This is a genomic window from Chryseobacterium manosquense (genome assembly GCF_014623485.1).
Classification (GTDB): Bacteria; Bacteroidota; Bacteroidia; order Flavobacteriales; family Weeksellaceae; genus Kaistella; species Kaistella haifensis.
Genome location: NZ_CP060203.1, coordinates 646,385 through 665,708, shown reverse-complemented (window position 1 = coordinate 665,708; position 19,324 = coordinate 646,385). Strand labels below are relative to the sequence as shown.

Sequence of the window (19,324 nt, the reverse complement as noted above, 5' to 3'; positions counted from 1 at the left end):
TTATTCTTCTCTACTCTGTGGCTCTTCTTCTTGGAGCATAAAATCAAGGAATAATAATTCTGCTTTGGCAGTTTCATCTTCAAACTTTAAGTCCCAACGCTGTTCCATAAATTCCAATAATTTAGTGCCTCTATCAAGGATAGTATCAGAGTTCCAAAAATCATATCCTGAAACTTCGATTTCAGAATGTGAACCATCAGAATAACCTTGTCTTATTTTTTCTTTTTTGTCATTATATTTTGCATTCTTCTTGTCATCAAAGCAATCATTTTGTAGGCTTGAATTTATACTTTGTGATAATGGCAAAAGATTTCCTAAACTTCCTTGAAAAAAAGGTATCTGTGATTTTTTGTAGCCTTTGAAACTATCTTTCCAACTTTTATGTGTGGGAGTTTGAGGATAAATATGTTCAATAGAAACTTTGTCTTTTTCACTTTTTACAAATAACTTCCAATCAATCTTTTGGCTTCCTCTTTGTCTTACTTTTTCCATTTCATATTCATATAAGAAATACCGAAGCCCATTCCAGTAATAAAACCCACCTCCGCTTTTGAATTTCTTATCAATAAATTTTTGGAAATATGTATAATCGAAATAGGTTTCTTCGGAATTTTCAGGTGTATAAAAACAGTAACTCATTCTATCATTCAATCGTTGAATAATACTGTCGATTGTCAATTCTCCGTTTCGCAACTGTCTTGCTGCACGATAAAATTCACTATTTCTATATGTCGAAAAAGCTCGACTAAGCCTGAACGTAATAAATATAAAACGTTCAATTGCTTTAAGTAATTGAACTCGCTTATCCGAATTAATATCCTTGTTTAAAAAAGCTACGGTTACAAGCGGACGGAAATAAATTATACCAATTCTATTCAATCGGTCTATCCAAAGGCTTTCTTGTGCAGTTAGGTCTGAGTTGTTTACCGGATTGTGCGTATTATACCAGTGAACGGCAGCAGATTTTAAACTGTTTACATAATCTTCAATTTCTTTTGGAGAAAGTTGGGAACGCATCACTATTATTTCTTCTTCTCCATTTGCCTCAACTTCTTCTTGGTCGGTATCTTCATCTTCTCTAACTTCTTCAAATTCCTGTATGGAACTAAGTCTTACTTCAGTTTTAGCATAAATATTTTGTGGTGTAAACTTCTGTTCTAATAAAAACCTTATGTAATCGTCGCCTTTTTCCCTTGTGTATTGAAAATACATAATCCAATGAGCAACTAAAAAATCATCATCGTTGAGTGGATTTTTTTTGTTTCTTCCAAGTTGGTAATAGACTTCTTTCCACGCATCATTGATTTTCTCACGCAAAGAAATCCGTTCATCATTTTTTAACTCTTTTTCATCATATAAAGTGGTTAAGTAAATCAGTCGATTTTTAAGAAGCTCCAAATTTGATAACTTTTTTCCACGATTATTCATCGTTTCAAATGCAACGAAAACATCAAAGTCATCACTTATTTCATAGACATTAAACATCATATTCTGTGTGACCTTTTTGAACAACGCTTCAATTTCACTCAAACCATATTTATCAAAATAATTTTGCAGATTTTCTTTGAAAAAGCGTTTGGCATTTTCAAGGTTGAGTGTATAAAAAGTTTCCTGAATTGTTCCGCTATTGGGTTCTAAAAAAATTTTATGTCGTAGAAATTTGAAACTTGGATTATCAACCTCGTATCCAAACTTGTATGTTTTGATAATGAATTGTGGGGGTTTTTCAATTACCAAATATTCTTCCTTAATTGCTTTTAGGCTGAAAGAACCAAGATAAATTTCTTCGTCCTTTTTATCCTTGTTTTCAGGAATAGCTTTGAGTTGTTCCGAAATAGCTTGTATAAAAATTACAAATGTTGTCAGGCGTTGTTGCCCATCAACAATATGAAAAGGTTTAAAACCTCTATCTTCGATTAGCCAACGTTCGTCATTCCAACTACTCCAAATGTTTTTATCTACTTTTTTTAAAGAGAGTAGTCCTGTATAATGAAACCTATCAGTTGGAAGATTAACCAAATCCTCCCAAAAATCTTTTAATTGTCGTGTCGTCCAAGCATAGCCACGCTGGTAATCAGGAATTTTAAATATTCTGTCTTTAAAAATACTTTTTAGGGGTTCTAATTCATTCATTATTTATAGTCTGTCGATTAATTGTTTGCTTTGATAGCTCAAAAATACAAATTAAATCCCCGGTTATTAATTTCCTTACGACAAATCCCGCCTCTCAAAGCCAAACCCTGCCACATTTTTAAAGGCTCTTATCTACTGCTATAATTTTGAGTTTCAAGTAAAATTCAAAACAAAAATATAGTATGAATACACAACAAAAAGACCTATCGTATTTCAGATTACGACTGCAAGAATTATTAAACACCAGCTTCCCCGAAAAAGCAAACGACCAAAAATTTATTGAGCAACGTTCCTCGTGGGCTACCAACGCTTACGAAGGTGCTTTTCAATCAGGAAATAGCATTGGAAAATGTAATGAAATAGCCAACTATATTCTGTTTGAGGGCTTGCACTTCTCCAAATTTGACACTGTGTTTCAAGTGGTATGCAATGAGTTTGATACCATAATGGCAGATGAGGAACTGCGATCGTTCGCCCTGAAAATGTTCCCGGTTTGTGAGCCTGTTTTCTCTGGCTACCAACTAACCGATGATTTCGCTTATAAGACAGAGTACGACCTGCTCTATACCGAAATAACCGGAACCATCGCAATATGGATAGCCGAAAATGGGCTTCAGTAAACGCCAACATCTCCAACAGAACATTGATGCCCTACGAATTGCTTTTAAACTTGAAAAGGAGAAACGACAAGCCACCGTAGGCGAAAGACTGCTAATGATGCAATACAGCGGATTTGGCGGTCTTAAATTCGTTCTGAACCCAATAGCGAATGAAATAGACATCAATCATTGGAGAAAGACCGAACACGACTTTTTTCCGATTACGCAGGAACTCCACCAGCTACTCAAAGAAAATTCCGAAGACGAGAAACAATACCGCAGGTATGTGGACAGTATGAAAAGTTCTGTATTGACGGCTTTTTATACACCGCCACAGGTAATAGATGCGATTTCCGCAACCTTGCGTGAAAGCGGTCTGAATATTGATAAATTCCTTGAACCCTCCGCAGGTATCGGCTCATTCATACAATCCTTTTCGGAAAACCAACAAAGTGTTACCGCTTATGAAAAGGATTTGCTGACAGGTAAGATTTTAAAACAGCTTTATCCCGATAGCAATATTCGTATAAGTGGTTTTGAGGAAATACCCGAAAAGGAACAAAACAGCTATGATGTAATCGCCAGTAATATACCGTTCGGCGATACTTCCGTCTTTGATTTATCCTATTCCCGAAGCAAGGACAGTGCAAAAGTACAGGCAGCCCGAAGCATACACAATTACTTCTTTCTAAAGGGTGCTGATATGCTCCGTGAGGGAGGTTTGTTAGTTTACATTACTTCACAAGGAATTTTAAATAGCCCAAAGAACGAACCGATACGCAGGGCATTAATGCAGGATAACAATTTGGTTTCGTTGGTCAGATTGTCCAACAATTTGTTTACGGAATATGCAGGAACGGAAGTTGGCAGTGATTTGATTATCCTTCAAAAAAATACGGCAAAACAAAATCTGACAGAAGCGGAAGAACTCTTTTGTCAGAGCAAGCAAACAGAATACAATACGCCTGGTAATGCTTTTTTTCAGGACAGCACAAGAATTGTACATACAGACCGCAAATTAGATACCGACCCTTATGGAAAACCAGCATTAATTTATACGCACAAAGACGGCGTTGCCGGAATTGCCAAAGACCTCAAAAAAATGCTTTCCGACGATTTTGGAAAGCACCTGAATTTAGGTTTGTTCAAAAGCGAACGGAACGATGAACCTTTAATACAAATTCCGATTGAGCCAACGGTTATCGAACCTGTAACCATTCAACCGGAAATACAATCTTTATCTGTTCCTATAATCAATCGGGAAAACCCGCAGGAATTAAAACAATTAAGCATTTTCGACCTATTTGAAAATTCGGACGAGCCTGTAATGGTTACTGCTCCACCTAAAAGAACAACACAAGTTAAAAGGCAAAGCACCAATAAAAGAAGAGGTGCAATGGGTCGCCAACCTGACCTGTTCAGTAGTGCGATACAGCAACCTTATGCACCTCCGATTACCAATAGAACTACCAACGGAAGCCCATCTAACAATGGCGAAAAACAGGAAGCCATCGGCGACCTGTTTTCGGGTCTCAATGGGAATGGCCAAGCTGATAAGCCAGCCGATGCCGACAACATTCCTGAACCAGCTCCGTATGGTGAACAATTAAAATCATTCCACAGAAACGATTGCCTTGTATTGGATAAAGGTTGGGTCGGTCATCTGCAAAATGTAGATACATCAGACGGTACGGCAGTATTCCACCCTTTGCAATTACCGACCTTGCAGAAAGCAAGAACAGAAGCCTACATTGCTGTACGTGATGTTTACCAAGATCTTTACAATAAGGAGGCGAAGCTTCAGACCGAACATAAAGAAGAAAGAGAAAATCTTAATCAATTATACGATGCCTTTGTCAAAAGGCACGGAAACCTCAACAGTGCCGATAATATCAAGCTCATCAAAACGGATAGTTCCGGAAAGGAAATACCTTATCTGGAACGTGTGGTTGGTGGCGTGGTACACAAGGCCGATATATTCAGTCGCCCTGTAAGTTTTTCTACCTTAACCATAACAACGGACAATCCCGAAGAAGCTTTAGCGGCTTCTTTGAATAAATACGGTAGCGTGGATTTGGATTATATGTCCGAAATCAGCGGTATGAATGACGATGCTTTGAAAGAAGCCTTACACGGTCGTATCTTCTATAATCCATTACAAAAGGAATATGAAATATCTGAGCGATGGGTTGCTGGTAACGTAGTGGAAAAAGCCCAAGAGGTACAGAACTACATTGAAAACAATCCCAATGATATCGAAGCCAAATCAAGCCTTACCGTTTTGCAAGAAGCCCGACCAAGAAGAATTGAATTTGAAGAATTGGATTTTAACCTCGGCGAACGTTGGATACCCACTGGTATTTATGGCCGGTTTGCTTCACATCTTTTTGATACGGAGGTAAACATTCATTACTCGGAGAGTTCTGATGATTTTTCTGTAATCTGTAAACAAAAGAATGTTCATATATGGGATAAATACGCAGTAAAAGCCGAAAGTCGGACGTTTGACGGGATTGCTTTGCTCAAACACGCCCTTGTCAATACTACGCCTGATATTACCAAAAAAGTGATGGTTGGCGATCAAGAGGTCAAGGTACGGGATATGGAAGCCATACAAATGGCGAATACGAAGATTGATGAAATCCGTACCGCTTTTACAGACTGGCTTCATGCCCAAAATGATGAATTTAAAACAAGGCTTACCGACAAATACAACGACACGTTTAACTGCTTTGTCCGTCCGAATTACGACGGAACTCACCAGAACTTTCCTGGGTTAGACCGCAAAGCACTCGGAATTGAAGATTTGTATTCCAGCCAAAAGGACACGGTTTGGATGATAAAGCTGAACAACGGTGCAATCTGCGACCACGAAGTAGGTGCAGGAAAGACGCTCGTAATGTGTACGGCAGCACAGGAAATGAAGCGTTTAGGGTTGGCTCATAAACCTATGATTATCGGGCTAAAAAGCAATGTCCACGAAATTGCCGAAGCTTACCGCACCGCTTATCCACACGCAAAAATATTGTTTCCGGGCAAAGAAGATTTTACACCCCAAAAACGCCAACGTATTTTTGGCGACATTAAAAACAACGATTGGGATTGTGTTATTCTCACACACGACCAATTTGGAATGATACCGCAATCTCCCGAAATTCAGAAGGAAATCTTAGAAATTGAATTGGACAGCGTAGAGCGTAACCTTGATGCCCTGCAATCGCAAGGCAAGGAAGTGACCAGAGGAATGCTTGCCGGTGTAATCAAGCGAAAAGAAAACCTCGAAGTCAAACTCAAAACCCTGCAACACGATATTGAAAATCGTAAAGATGATGTGGTAGATTTTAAGATGATGGGTATAGACCATTTATTTGTGGATGAAAGTCATCAATTCAAAAACCTGATGTTCAATACAAGGCATTCAAGAGTAGCAGGATTGGGTAATGTGGACGGAAGCCAAAAGGCAATCAACCTACTATTTGCTATTCGTACCATTCAGGAACGTATCAATGCGGATATGGGAGCAACCTTTCTTTCGGGAACGACCATCAGTAATTCGTTAACCGAACTGTACCTATTATTCAAATACCTCAGACCAAGAGCAATGGAAAAACAGGGCATTCATTCTTTTGATGCCTGGGCTGCTATTTACGCAAGGAAAACAACCGATTATGAATTTTCGGTTGCCAATAATATTGTTGCAAAAGAACGTTTCCGCTATTTTATCAAAGTGCCGGAGTTGGCGCAATTCTATTCAGAAATAACGGATTACCGAACGGCTAAGGATATAGGCATTGACCGCCCTAACAAGAATGAGGTATTATATAACATACCACCTACACCCGATCAGGAAGTGTTTATTCAAAAACTAATGGAATTTGCCAAATCGGGAAATGCTTCTTTATTAGGAAGAGCTCCTTTATCTCCATCTGAAGAAAAGGCAAAAATGCTCATCGCTACTGATTATGCCCGTAAGATGTCTTTGGATATGCGGATGGTAAGCGGTGCGTATGATGACCACCCCGACAATAAGGCTTCGCATTGTGCGGACAACATTGCTAAATATTACAACCAATATAATGCACAAAAAGGAACGCAGTTTGTTTTCTCCGATTTGGGAACCTACAAGCCAGGCGAATGGAATGTGTATTCCGAAATCAAACGCAAGCTTGTGGAAGACCACGGTATCCCTGCGAACGAAGTACGTTTTATTCAGGAAGCAAAAAATGACAAGCAACGCAAAGAGCTTATCAAAGGAATGAATGAAGGTAAAATCCGCATACTTTTCGGTTCTACAAGTATGTTGGGCACAGGAGTTAACGCACAAAAAAGAGCCGTTGCTGTTCACCATTTGGATACACCGTGGCGACCAAGTGACCTTGCCCAAAGGGACGGCAGAGCTGTTCGCAAAGGCAATGAAATTGCCAAGTTCTTCGCAGGTAATAAAGTAGATGTAATCATTTATGCCGTAGAAAAATCATTGGACAGCTATAAGTTTAACCTACTATACAATAAACAACTATTCATAGACCAATTGAAAAACAACAATCTCGGCAAACGAACCATTGACGAGGGCAGTATGGACGAAAAATCGGGAATGAATTTTTCGGAATATGTGGCTATCCTATCAGGAAATACCGACCTGTTGGATAAAGCTAAATTAGAAAAACAGATTGCGGGGTTAGAAAGCGAAAAACAGGCGTTCAACCGTTCAAAGTATAGTGCGAAGTACAAATTGGAAGACTATACGGCTGAACTTGATAAAGCCCAATCCCGCTTTGACCGTATGAGCCTTGATTGGAATAATCTACAAGGGCGTATTCAAAAACGTTCGGATGGTACAATTGCAAATCCTGTACAGTTGGACGGTTTACCGCCCAATGCGGATATTAAACAAATCGGTGCAAAGCTCAACCAGCTTGCGGACAAAGCCCGCACCGGAGGTCAGTATGAAGAAATCGGTAGTTTGTACGGATTTACGCTGTTGGTAAAAACCGAAATGTCCGAAAAGGAGGGCGTGGATATACGGGTAAACCGCTTTTTAGTGCAGGGAGAGTGCAATATCAAATATACCTACAACAACGGTTTAATTGCTAAAGATGAGAAGCTGGCGGCTATGAACTTCCTTAATGCACTGGAGAAATTGCCCGGCTATATCGAACAGGAGCAAAAGAAAATTGCGGAAACACAAAAAGATTTACCTGTTCTTCAGGAAGTGGTTAATGGTACGTGGTCTAAGGAAAACCGATTGAGTGAACTCAAAACGGAATTGGCTGCCATTGAACGGAAGATACAGTTGTCTATAACGCCTGAAGCTAAAGAAGAAACACCTAAACAGGTCGAAAAACAGAAAGAAGCTCCAAACATTTCGGAGAATATTGTACGGACGAAAGGTATTCACTTACCCCGTGGGGTATTATAATATGTAAAAGTATCCGCTACATTTCTTCCTGTTCTTCCATTTTTCTAATCAATGCATCCCGTAAGCTGTCAAGAAATTTTGTCCGGTTTATTTTTCGCGATTTAAGTTCCATAAACGTATGATAAAAATCTCCCAAACTGATATTGAATGTACTTTCAAATGTTTTGGCGATGGCCACTATATCTGAATTGCCAAATGCACCCTGCGAATGCAGTGCGTAAATCAATTCGGTTAATGCTGTTTTGCTTTCTGTCCAATTCAATGAAGACCTATCGTATCCATTTTTCTGATGGCCAAGATTTAACTGATCCTCAAGATAAACCTGTATCAAATCATTGGCAATAATCTTAGCTACTTTATAATCATGAGAAGTAGAAAAACTATGGTCAGCTTCAAAATAAAAAGTATCTAAGCTTAATTTAATATCATATTTACCCCGCAAAAAATATTTATGGTCAAGATAAGTGCTGTTTGTTCTATAATACTTATAAAATTCAAGGTTGTTGTCAAAGAACCTTTTAAGTTTGTTCAGTTCAATATCAATGTATTTTTTTATGTTTTTTCCACTGCCATAGGGCTTCCTGGTTTCAATTTTGTATATGGCATTGTAAAAAATTAATTTGGCTACAATATTCGGTTTCAATTTCTTAAAAAAAATTATTTCATCTTTTTCTTCATCAAACCCCTTACCCACAACATATAGTTTTATGTCTTTAAGGTAACTTAGTATGAGATTGACAGCTGTTTCTGCTAATTGAATAGGTTCGTCAAATTCGACCTTAAGTTCTTCTAACCTATTGTCAAGTTCTCGTAGCTTATCCTTATAAAATTTATGCATTAGGAAGTATGTGTGATTTTTCAAGACGAGCTTTTGCTATTACAGCCCAGACACGTTGAAATTTATTGATTAATATTAAAGATATTGAGCGTAAAATAGAATGTGCTTCCAGCACCATATTCACTCTCTACCCAGATTCTTCCTCCCTGAGCTTCAATAAACTCTTTGCTGATACTTAATCCTAATCCTGTACCTTCTTTTTTAGTACCGGGAATACGGAAATAGCGTTCAAATATTTTATCCAGAAATTGAGGTTGTATTCCCTGCCCTGTGTCGGTGACGGAAAATTTTATCTGATCGTTTTCTTTTTCGGCTTTAACAAAAATCGTTGCATTCTCATACGAATACCGAACGGCATTGGAGATGAGATTGGTAAGAGCCCATGCCGTTTTTTCACTATCGGCAGCAACGAGTGCATTATTATCTATATCAACATCGATTTTAATATTCTTGTGATCAGCAGCAGATTTATTGGCATTTACAGCATACTCAATCATGGGCTTAATTTCTGAACTAATTAAGTTTACTTGAATAGCACCACTTTCAACCTGTGCGATGTTTAATAACTCTCCGGTAATTCGTAAAAGCCTGTCAGCATCGTCCTTTATACCATTAATTAATCCTTTTTGTTCCTCATTTAAGTGACCTGTCTTTTCATTCTCAAGAATTTGAATACCTAATTGCATCGACGAAATAGGTGTTTTAAATTCATGGGAAACAGTTCCCATAAAATTGGTCTTTGCCAGATCCAGCTCTTTAAATGGTGTGATATTTCTCAGAAGAATAACCTGACCGATAAATTCACTATCCGCTTCTCCGGTTGGAACGATATTGATGTCAACAACCTCTTTCTCAAAATAGCTTTCCTTTCTGTCGGCATAAATCTTTAATTGTTCGGATTTAGCATTTTCGGACTTAAGAAGAAAAATATCCTTAATGATATTTCTAATTAAATCATTGGTAACGGCTATATCCTGTATTTGTTTGCCAATGAACTCTTCTTTTTTTAGACCGCAAATATTTAATGCCTCTTCATTAGCGAAAAGCACTTTTTTGTTTTCATCGATACCGATAACTGGATCATGAAGATTATCAATTAACGTTTCAATTCGTTTTTTACCTTTTAGGATTTTATCGAGCTTACTCTCGGAATATTCTTCCAGCTTCTCCGCCATCGTATTGAATGATTTTGCCAAGTCACCAAACTCATTATGGCTTTCAAAATGCACCCTCTTTTTATAATTCTGCCCGGCTATTTCTTTTATACTATCGGTTAATTCCTTAATCGGGTTGGCTATATTAGAAGGCAAATTGACCAGTAAAATAAATGCAATCAGGAAGCAAAGTGAACCAGTAACTGAAATGATGACAATTGCTTTTTGAGCTGTATCATCGGCTATATCACTTTTTCGGTTGATCGCCTCCATATTCAGACGCATTAACTCCGTGATGTCTTTCCTTATGGATGATATAACTATAGAATCTTCGGGGTTTTCTTTTAAATCTTTAAAATGTTTAACGATAAGATTGGTAGCTTCGATTTCTCCAATCTCAGTTACATTCTGCTTTTGCAGATCGAGATTTTTTTGAAAAGTATCTACAGCGGATTTGTCTGAACGAACATCTTCCAAAGACAACAGCATGTTGCGGGCATACTGTAAGGTATTGTAATTGGCAACTAAGATATTATTAGTGTCTTTTTTCAGTTGGTTTACATACCAGCCACTAACAATTGCCAGTGCCAGTATCAGTAAAAATAGAGCACCAACTCCAACCGTTAATTTTGCTTTAATTCTCATTTTATGATAGTATTACGAGATCAATATTTTCTTGTGACAGCTTGTTCAGTAAGGCATTAAATGTGTCAGTTGCTAATATAATCTTAGCTAAGTTTAAATGTGGTTTACCGATACAGACCGTAGTTATCTTACGATCTTCACACTCTTTGATGATTGCCTTAGTGGTGTTTTTGGCCTTTACCTTAATTATTTCTGCTCCTAATTCAGTAGCTAATTTAAAATTATTAATCAAATGCCGTTGTTTATCCAGAGCAATTTTATCAGGGCTTTCTTTAGGTATTTGCACATACATCACATACCATTTACTGTTGTAATAATTAGCTAATCGTGCCGTTTTCCTAATAACGTTTTTGGCTGTTTTTTCGTTTGAACTGATGCAGGCCAGGAAACGTTCCTTTTTGATGCTTCTTGTAAGTACAACTTCGGTTTCTACTTTTCGCTGCACCTGCGAAGCTACCTCCTTTAACGCCAACTCACGAAGCTGCAAAATATGCTCACTCTTAAAAAAATTATTAAGTGCTGCTGTTATTTTAGAGCTTTCATATATTTTTCCGGCTTTTAAACGATCTATCAAATCTTCTGCTGTAAGATCAATATTGACCACCTCATCAGCCTGAGCGACTACGCTGTCGGGAATACGTTCCTGTACATCAATTCCTGTAATTTCCCGCACTTCTTCATTCAAACTTTCAATGTGTTGAATATTTACTGCACTGATTACATTAATCCCGGCATCTAAAATATCGAGTACGTCCTGCCATCGCTTTTCGTTATTGCTACCTTCAATATTGGTATGAGCCAATTCATCAACAATCACAACTTCTGGACGAAGGTTTATAATGGCTTGCAGATCCAGTTCCTCTAATTCTTTCCCCTTATAGAAAAGTTTTCTGCGTGGAATGACCGGAAGCCCATCCAACAAAGCATGGGTCTCTGGTCTTTTGTGTGTTTCGATATATCCGATTTTCACATCGATACCGTTTCGCAATAGCGTATGTGCTTCCTGTAACATTCTATAGGTTTTACCCACACCAGCACTCATCCCGATATAGAGCTTGAATTTTCCTCTTCGGGATTTCTGAATGAGGTCTAAAAAATGTTCTGCACTTTTTCTTTCGTCCATACAATCTGTTTGCTTATATAAATTTACAAATTCCCCTTAGACAAATTGTCCAGGGGAATCATTAGTAAATGGAAATATTTAGAAACGTATCGCCAGCGATGTAACCGCCATAACGTTGTCTTTTTTCATATTGTCATCTCTGTTTAAGAAAATGGCATCTTTACTATTTAAGCTTTTAACTTCTGTTCTCCATACCAAATTAGGCAGAATTTGATAATCAACGTTTATTGAAGCCCCAAATGTTTGAAATCCGTTTTCCGTTCCCGAATTGATGATAACGCCATTCTTATCCTGGTAATATTCTCCTCTTGCAGCGATATTTACTTTTTCAGTCGGGCTGTATTTTGCAATCAGTACAGGCGTATACCATGTATCGTAGTCATCACTTGCTTTTTCTTTTTGTTGTGCTCCGATATCAAAGCCAGCGATCAATGCAAATTGATTGCTGATTTGAAACTGCCCATACAGATTGTGGAAGTAACGCATCTTACGCTCTTCATCAGGGAAGTCGTTGCCTATGAAAGAACTACTGTTTAAAGTCATTTTATCTGAAGGACGGTAAGTTAATTGATGACCAAAAGCTGGTGTGCTATTGCCTTCAACCCGTTGTATTCTTTGCCAACTGTTCATCACTAAAAAAGCCATATTCCATTTACCATTATCGGTAGCATACGACAACTTAGCCCCGGTTTCAAAATAGGGCGAATTATCTGCCATCATACTTCTGGTCAGTGTAAAGCAGTCTGCCCCGATGGCACTTTCAAAACCAATGTGGGATGGTAAGATACCTGCATCCAACCATACATTCTTCGTTTTAGATAGCTTCACCCCAATATTCGCTTCATAAATATTTTTGAGTACGCCTTCCTCAGCGGCATAATTCGCATTCATATAAGAACCTACTCCAAGAGCCAGGTTAGACCGCATACGGTCTGTTTCATAAGCAGCTTTAATGAAACCTAAGTTCAGGCTTACTTCATTGTTGCGGTTATGGCTATATACAAATCCGGGTCTCGAATTCGACTTTGGATTATTGAAATCCTGCTGATAATATACTTCTGCATATCCACTGATCGTTAAAGCCTTTTTTTCAGTTTCCTGTGCACATACACTTCCTGTAGCTCCCAGCAGGATCGCTGAGAACATAATTATTTTTTTCATCTTATTAATTTGATTTTTAAACGTGATGAAGCTATCAGATTTATCCTCCCTGTGTGGTTGAATAAATCATGATGGTTTCATTTTTGAATTATTAAAATTTTACTGTTTATTGAATTACTCCTACAAGGCATTTTCAATGGCTACACACACATTTGAAAACCTGTAAGTTTTTTTAGGAATTACTTATTTAAGTTGATCCAGAGCGATATTTAATTTAAGTACATTGATCTTTTCGGGACCAAACATGCCCCACAAAGGTTTTTCGGTTTGTTCATCAATTAATTGATTCAATTTAACCTCATCAATCCCCCTTGTTTCAGCGATTCGTGCTACCTGTACCTTGGCAGCCTGAACGGAAAAGTTCGGATCCAATCCACTTCCGCTGGCAGTAACTAAGTCAACAGGTATTTCAGATTTATCAATTCCGGGATTATGTACTAAAAAAGTATCAATTCGTGCCTGAACCTCTGCTAAATATTCCTCATTAGAAGGACCTTTGTTACTACCTCCTGAACCAGCAGCATTGTAATCTACGGCCGATGGTCTTGACCAGAAATACTTATCCTCTGTGAAAGACTGACCAATATTGACATAATGTTTCTTTCCGTTGTGTTCTATAATTTCTCCTTTTCCAGCATTAGGAGCAAACTGTGCGATACCCCAGACTGCAAGTGGGTAAATGACTGTAAAAAACAGGATCATAACAGCAGTCAATTTTATTGCGGGCAAAATATGTTTTTTCATTTTATCTAAATTTTATAAAGGATTAAAAGAAAACGGATATAAGCATATCTATCAGCTTGATTCCTACAAAAGGTATCAGTACACCGCCTAAACCATAAATGAACAGGTTTCTTCGAAGTAATGCACTTGCTCCAATAGGTTTGTAAGCTACACCTTTCAATGCTAATGGAATCAACATCGGAATGATGATTGCGTTGAAAATTACAGCTGATAGTATTGCACTTTCCGGACTGTGTAAATTCATAATATTCAGTCCTTGCAATGCAGGAATCGCTGTGATGAACAGTGCTGGAATGATGGCAAAATACTTAGCCACATCATTCGCAATACTGAAAGTAGTCAATGTACCACGGGTCATCAGCAATTGTTTTCCGATTTCTACGACTTCAATCAATTTGGTCGGATCGTTATCCAGATCGACCATGTTTCCTGCTTCTTTTGCTGCCTGAGTACCAGAATTCATTGCTACACCCACATCAGCTTGTGCTAAAGCCGGAGCATCGTTTGTTCCATCACCCATCATAGCGACCAAGCGACCTTCCGACTGTTCTTTTTTGATGTAATTCATCTTGTCTTCGGGTTTTGCTTCTGCGATGAAATCGTCCACACCTGCCTTCTCAGCGATAAATTTAGCAGTCAAAGGATTGTCGCCCGTTACCATGACGGTTTTGATACCCATTTTACGCAGCCGTTCGAAACGTTCTTGAATACCCGGTTTGATGATGTCCTGTAGCTCAATTACACCCAATGCGATTTCATTCTCTGATACGACCAACGGCGTACCTCCATTAGAGGATATGGCTTTCACTCTTTCTTCAATCTCTTTTGGGAAATTATTACCTGCTTTTGTAACCAGATTTTTTATTGCATCGGTTGCACCTTTTCGAATACGTGTATTTTCATAATCAATTCCTGAACTTCTTGTTTCAGCTGTAAACTTGATGAATTGAGGATTTCTAACTTCATAACTTAACGGATTGATTCCTGCTAATTCAATGATAGATTTTCCTTCGGGAGTTTCATCAGCCATGGAACTTAGTACAGCTGCTTTTATAAGTTTTTTCTCGTCAATGCCATTAGCAGGGTGAAAATGGGTGGCTTTACGGTTACCAATAGTAATCGTACCGGTTTTATCCAACAGCAACACATCGATATCACCTGCGGTTTCTACCGCTTTACCACTTTTTGTAATAACATTGGCTCTCAATGCTCTGTCCATCCCTGCAATACCGATTGCAGACAACAATCCTCCAATGGTAGTCGGGATAAGACATACAAATAAAGAGATAAAAGAAGCAATGGTAATCCCCACATTTGCATAATCAGCAAATGGCTTAAGCGTCACACAGACAATGATAAACACAAGTGTAAATCCTGCTAACAAAATGGTTAAAGCAATTTCATTTGGTGTTTTTTGTCGGGCTGCACCTTCTACCAAGGCAATCATCTTGTCCAGGAAGCTTTCGCCCGGTTGCGTTGTTACCTGCACCACGATTTTATCGGACAAAACTTTGGTACCACCGGTAACAGAACTTTTGTCGCCACCTGCTTCACGAATCACAGGAGCAGATTCTCCGGTAATTGCACTTTCATCGATGGTCGCTAAGCCTTCAATAATTTCCCCATCAGAAGGAATGATGTCGCCAGCTTCACAGATGAAAACATCACCTTTTTGTAATTGAGCAGAGGAGATCATTTTCCCATTTTTTAATCTTGCAGGAGTTTCCTCTCTTGTCTTACGCAAACTATCTGCTTGTGCTTTACCTCTTGCTTCAGCAATTGCCTCGGCAAAATTGGCAAATAACAGGGTAAGCAAAAGGATAATAAAGACGGTAAAATTATAACCAAAACTTCCTTGTCCCTGAGCTCCTGCCAACGTCCATAAACTCACGGCTAGCATAACCAAAGTACCGATCCATACAGTAAACATGACCGGATTACGGAACATGGTTTTCGGATTGAGTTTCACAAAAGATTGTTTCAGTGCTTCCTGAACCATATCTTTTTGAAACAATGATGTATTATTGTTCATTTCTAAATTCTTTAATCAGTTTAATAAAGTGAAAAGTACTCTGCAATAGGACCTAATGCCAATACCGGGAAGAATGCTAAGGCAGCTACGATTGCGATTACAGCGAATACCATTAGTCCGAAAGTTGCCGTATCGGTTTTCAGGGTTCCGTCTCCCTCTGGTATAAATTTCTTTTGAGCTAACAAGCCTGCAATGGCTACCGGACCTATGATCGGTAGGAATCGTGAAAGGATAAGCACAAATCCGGTGCTGATATTCCACCAAGGTGTATTATCTCCCAATCCTTCAAAACCACTACCATTATTGGCAGATGACGAAGTGAACTCGTATAGCATTTCACTCAATCCGTGAAATCCCGGGTTATTTAGAGAGTCCATAGTATATTGTGGTGATGCAGCGGCTAATGCTGTTCCTACTAATATCAGGAAAGGATGAAGCAAGGCAATAATCATGGCTATTTTCATTTCCCTAGCTTCCACTTTTTTACCTAAGAATTCTGGTGTTCTTCCTACCATCAATCCACTGATAAATACAGCAAGAATGATAAAAATAAAGAAGTTAAGTATTCCTACACCGACTCCTCCGTAAAACGCATTGATCATCATTGCTAATAGCTCATTCATGCCTGACAATGCCATTGAGCTATCGTGCATAGAGTTTACTGATCCAGTAGAGATTACAGTGGTGACAATGCTCCAAAAGCCAGATGCAGGAGCTCCTAATCGAATTTCCTTTCCTTCCATAGCCCCCAAGGAATTGTCTATACCCATGGCTGCAATTGCGGGATTGCCATTCATTTCCATATTGATATTTGGAATGGCCAGCATTAAAAAACCTACTGTCATTACACCAAATATCATCCACGATAGTTTTCTTCTTCTGGTAAAATAACCAAAGGCAAAGATCATAGCCAAGGGTACAATCAGCTGAGCCACCATTTCGACCATATTGGACAGATAAGATGGGTTTTCAAACGGATGGGCAGAATTCACTCCAAAGAATCCACCTCCGTTGGTTCCTACGTGTTTAATAGGCACAAATGCTGCTGCGGGTCCTCTTGATACTTCCACAGAATCACCTTGTAAAGTGGTAATAGCGTCTTTACCTTCAAAAGTCATCGGAACTCCATCGAATGCAAGAATTATGGCAATCACAAATGATACAGGTAATAAAATACGTGTACATGATTTTATAAAATTGCTGTAAAAATTCCCCAAGGTTTCAGATGATTTGTCTCTGAATGCTCTAAATAGCACTACTGCGGCAGCCATACCAGTTCCGGCACTTACGAACTGTAAGAACATTAACCAGTATTGTCCAAGATAACTTAATCCTGATTCCCCGGAATAGTGTTGCAGATTACAGTTTACCACAAATGATATCACGGTATTGAATGCAAGGTCTGCGGACATACTTGGATTGTTATCCGGATTAAGCGGGAGGCTTCCCTGAGTCATTAGAACAACCATTCCCAACAGGAACCACACCATATTGATCGTGATCATGGCTACCATCTGCTGTTTCCAGTTCATTTCTGTTTGCGGATTGATACCGCTTATTTTGTAAAAGATTCGCTCTATCGGATTAAAAATCGGATCGAGCAGCGTTTTTTCACCGCCATAAACTTTTGCAATGTATTTACCGTAGGGTATTGCAAGCAATATCGACAGGGTAAACATTACGATTATTCCTAAAATTTCTGTATTCATTTTTATTAATTAAATATGGTTTTAAACATCCATCCGAACAGCCTGACCAATGCTAATACAATCAGGAATATCAAAGCAATTCGGGCTACATCTTTCATTTCAGTAAGTATCTTTTTCATAGCAATATTTGAATTTTTAGAAAAGCCAGATAAATGATCGAAATGAAGAACAGTTTCCAGAATATGATGGATACCCATTCCTTGATTTTTCCTTTTGTATCTTTCTTCATCTGCTGAAGCGTTTTAAAATTTTTCTGGTTTGAGCAATACGTAGCATATATAGACAAATACACCTATGGCTACTATGAATAATGCTGTCATAGACTTGTTTTTTGTGTTAAATAATTTGTGTTCTGAAGCTGATAAACATGCTTCAGGTTATTGGGAATGAGCTGGTACATATAAATCCATTGTTCTGTAGTGCAACGTCTTTTCATTCCTTCAAAAGAGCGCACAAACAAATTTTCAATGATGTATTGTACATACTCATTTCCTCTTTTATGAAGCCAACCGATGAACTTAATCTTTACCCCAATTTTCTCTATCTGTCCTTTGGAAAGCAAGAGATTGATGTGGTTGACGATTGCCTGAAATATTCCTGCAAAATTTTTTCGCATGGATAGTTCATTGATTTCTTCTTTAATTTCACCGTAGTGATGTGCCAGATAAGTACTGGCTGTGTTTTCATTTATTTCGTTCATTGATTTAAAAACTTCTTTTTATTTACTGGAGAACATCCCATAGAAAATACAGAAGACAATAAAAGCTAAAAGTACTTTTGCCAATATATCCGTAACTATTTCCCTATTTGATTTTCGTTCTTTTTTCATCTGCTTATTAATTGAAAGAATAAAAAGAAAAATACAAAGCCGATCAAAAGACCTGCGAATCCGCCAAGCTTTACGCATACGGCAAACAGGACAAACAATAAGATTGCTAATACTGCTTTTTTTATTTTAGCCGACCAATGTGTTTTTTCTTTTAAAACTTTCATTACTTAATTAGTTTTCTAAAATGGTTTTGATATACCCTTTCCGTAATTCGATCGGAAATAAATCCATATGTTTTTTTAGGCTTCCTGGGCTTTCTTCAAAAGATAGCGCTGTCAGAAACTCATTTTCAATGGCATTCCGCGTGTATTGATTTCCTCCTTGATACAAAAGATTTATAACTTTGGCTATCTCTTGAACACGCTCTAATTCATCTTCTAATCCAGAACCTATTTTTTGGGAACAAACTTCTGCCAGTTTATGCAGTAACAGATAGTCTGCGATAGAATCGTCCAAAGTATCCAAATCAGGAATGAGTCTTGCGGCTTCAGGAGCCCATTGTTGTATCGTATTTATGATTTTTGTTTTCATTTTATTTTAGATTTTCTCAAAGAAGTCAATTGACTTAATGAACAGACCGAAACAGGCTAAACCTGCGAGTACTAAAACTATTGTTATCATTTTTATCTATTTTTAAGTGGTACTAATGTGCTTCATAATTGCTCCAAAAATCATGACCACAATAAAGGCAAAAAGCAATAAGTGGTATGATTTTAGCCATTTTGGAAACGAAGGAGGCTCTTTCTGCTGTTTCCATTTGACATTTCTTTTCCTCATTTTTAATTTCTTTTGTATACCCTGTGCCAAAATTTATTCCAGTGAAAACCCACTTGAGTTAAGATACTGTAAATGAGGTTATTATTTGATTTCTTTTAATTCTTTCTCACGAAAAACCTTCTCATAATGATAGGGTCATTCTCATAATGATACTACCGTGT

At 38.0% G+C, this 19,324-nt stretch carries 15 protein-coding genes; 2 read left to right on the top strand and 13 right to left on the bottom strand.

Going from position 1 to position 19,324, the window contains the following annotated elements; genetic code table 11:
• Complete coding sequence (locus H0S70_RS03110; protein ID WP_112376288.1) at positions 1-2,133, bottom strand: DUF262 domain-containing protein; 2,133 nt, start codon at positions 2,131-2,133, stop codon at positions 1-3.
• A gap of 182 nt (positions 2,134-2,315) precedes the next feature.
• Between H0S70_RS03110 and H0S70_RS03105 the strand changes: the two genes are divergently transcribed.
• Together H0S70_RS03105 and H0S70_RS03100 are read left to right on the top strand one after the other, a co-directional pair.
• Positions 2,316-2,753 (top strand): DUF1896 domain-containing protein, encoded by a 438-nt coding sequence (locus H0S70_RS03105; RefSeq protein ID WP_188321662.1) that lies wholly within the window; start codon positions 2,316-2,318, stop codon positions 2,751-2,753.
• On the top strand, positions 2,740-8,151 hold the full coding sequence (locus H0S70_RS03100) for an N-6 DNA methylase (protein WP_188321661.1): 5,412 nt from the start codon (positions 2,740-2,742) through the stop codon (positions 8,149-8,151). The genes H0S70_RS03105 and H0S70_RS03100 overlap by 14 nt, the downstream gene beginning before the upstream one ends.
• Before the next feature lie 16 nt (positions 8,152-8,167).
• Here the strand turns inward: H0S70_RS03100 and H0S70_RS03095 are convergent, their stop codons facing one another.
• The 12 genes from H0S70_RS03095 to H0S70_RS03040 all read right to left on the bottom strand — a co-directional run bounded on the left by H0S70_RS03095 (position 8,168) and on the right by H0S70_RS03040 (position 18,917).
• The gene (locus H0S70_RS03095; RefSeq protein ID WP_449506263.1) at positions 8,168-9,013 is read right to left on the bottom strand and encodes an RteC domain-containing protein; all 846 of its coding nucleotides are present in this window, start codon (positions 9,011-9,013) and stop codon (positions 8,168-8,170) included.
• Positions 9,014-9,051: 38 nt separating this feature from the next.
• Positions 9,052-10,788, bottom strand: coding sequence for an ATP-binding protein (locus H0S70_RS03090; protein ID WP_188321660.1), 1,737 nt, complete (start codon positions 10,786-10,788; stop codon positions 9,052-9,054).
• Between the two features lies 1 nt (position 10,789).
• Entirely contained in the window at positions 10,790-11,911 is a 1,122-nt protein-coding gene (locus H0S70_RS03085; RefSeq protein WP_123247943.1) for a sensor protein KdpD, read from the bottom strand.
• 78 nt (positions 11,912-11,989) lie between these two features.
• Positions 11,990-13,072: a porin gene (locus tag H0S70_RS03080; RefSeq protein WP_188321659.1), complete on the bottom strand. Its 1,083-nt coding sequence runs from the start codon at positions 13,070-13,072 to the stop codon at positions 11,990-11,992.
• Positions 13,073-13,255: 183 nt separating this feature from the next.
• Positions 13,256-13,816, bottom strand: coding sequence for a K(+)-transporting ATPase subunit C (locus H0S70_RS03075; RefSeq protein ID WP_055041566.1), 561 nt, complete (start codon positions 13,814-13,816; stop codon positions 13,256-13,258).
• A gap of 22 nt (positions 13,817-13,838) precedes the next feature.
• Positions 13,839-15,848 carry a potassium-transporting ATPase subunit KdpB gene (gene kdpB, locus H0S70_RS03070; RefSeq protein ID WP_188321658.1) on the bottom strand — a complete coding sequence of 670 codons (2,010 nt, stop codon included), beginning with the start codon at positions 15,846-15,848 and terminating at the stop codon, positions 13,839-13,841.
• Positions 15,849-15,868: 20 nt separating this feature from the next.
• Complete coding sequence (gene kdpA, locus H0S70_RS03065; RefSeq protein WP_188321657.1) at positions 15,869-17,557, bottom strand: potassium-transporting ATPase subunit KdpA; 1,689 nt, start codon at positions 17,555-17,557, stop codon at positions 15,869-15,871.
• 5 nt (positions 17,558-17,562) lie between these two features.
• The gene (locus H0S70_RS03060) at positions 17,563-17,754 is read right to left on the bottom strand and encodes a hypothetical protein (RefSeq protein ID WP_188321656.1); all 192 of its coding nucleotides are present in this window, start codon (positions 17,752-17,754) and stop codon (positions 17,563-17,565) included.
• Between the two features lie 45 nt (positions 17,755-17,799).
• Positions 17,800-17,877: a K(+)-transporting ATPase subunit F gene (gene kdpF, locus H0S70_RS14595; RefSeq protein ID WP_081623247.1), complete on the bottom strand. Its 78-nt coding sequence runs from the start codon at positions 17,875-17,877 to the stop codon at positions 17,800-17,802.
• The gene (locus H0S70_RS03050) at positions 17,874-18,257 is read right to left on the bottom strand and encodes a DUF7674 family protein (protein ID WP_129758660.1); all 384 of its coding nucleotides are present in this window, start codon (positions 18,255-18,257) and stop codon (positions 17,874-17,876) included. Before H0S70_RS03050 ends, kdpF begins: the two co-directional genes overlap by 4 nt.
• 125 nt (positions 18,258-18,382) lie before the next feature.
• Positions 18,383-18,550 (bottom strand): hypothetical protein, encoded by a 168-nt coding sequence (locus H0S70_RS03045; RefSeq protein WP_165352998.1) that lies wholly within the window; start codon positions 18,548-18,550, stop codon positions 18,383-18,385.
• Between the two features lie 7 nt (positions 18,551-18,557).
• Complete coding sequence (locus H0S70_RS03040; protein ID WP_123247948.1) at positions 18,558-18,917, bottom strand: DUF7674 family protein; 360 nt, start codon at positions 18,915-18,917, stop codon at positions 18,558-18,560.
• Positions 18,918-19,324 lie beyond the last annotated feature (407 nt).